Raw genomic sequence first — 542 nt, 5'->3', positions numbered from 1 at the left:
GGAACCTGGGGCTGGATCACCTCCTTATCGACACTGTCTATCGCTCGCGGCAAGTGCTCACAACGAATTACCTGATCAAGTTAGTTTATCGAGTAGTAGTGTCGGGTCTGTAGCTCAGTTGGTTAGAGCGCACCCCTGATAAGGGTGAGGTCGGCAGTTCAAATCTGCCCAGACCCACCAAAAGCTTCGTGCTTTTGTCGACACGGTTTTGCCGACTTTGGGGCCATAGCTCAGCTGGGAGAGCGCCTGCCTTGCACGCAGGAGGTCAGCGGTTCGATCCCGCTTGGCTCCACCATGAAAGTCCGGTTCAGCTTCTACTACCTGATAACGCTGCACAGTCCACAGTGACAAGCATATTGCCTTCCTCGTGAAGGTTGTGTGACTTCTCACTGTTCTCTGAACAGCCGCTCTTTAACAATGTGAATCATGCTGACGATAGATGTGTGCGCCAAGCGCATATCTATCAAACGATATGTCGGAGAGGTCCGACAGATTCGTAATCCTTGACAGACCCCTTGGGGTTATATGGTCAAGCGATTAAG

The 542-nt window shown here is 51.7% G+C and carries 2 tRNA genes; both read left to right on the top strand.

What is annotated here, in order from left to right:
• Positions 1-103 precede the first annotated feature (103 nt).
• Positions 104-180, top strand: a tRNA-Ile gene (locus tag R2R70_RS18900).
• Positions 181-219: 39 nt separating this feature from the next.
• Positions 220-295, top strand: a tRNA-Ala gene (locus tag R2R70_RS18895).
• Positions 296-542: the final 247 nt, after the last annotated feature.

Origin of the sequence: Cobetia sp. SIMBA_158 (assembly GCF_046566945.1) — a bacterium.
GTDB classification, from domain to species: Bacteria; Pseudomonadota; Gammaproteobacteria; order Pseudomonadales; family Halomonadaceae; genus Cobetia; species Cobetia amphilecti.
The sequence above is the reverse complement of the archived record's forward strand: the minus strand, read 5'-3'. Positions and strand labels throughout refer to the sequence as shown.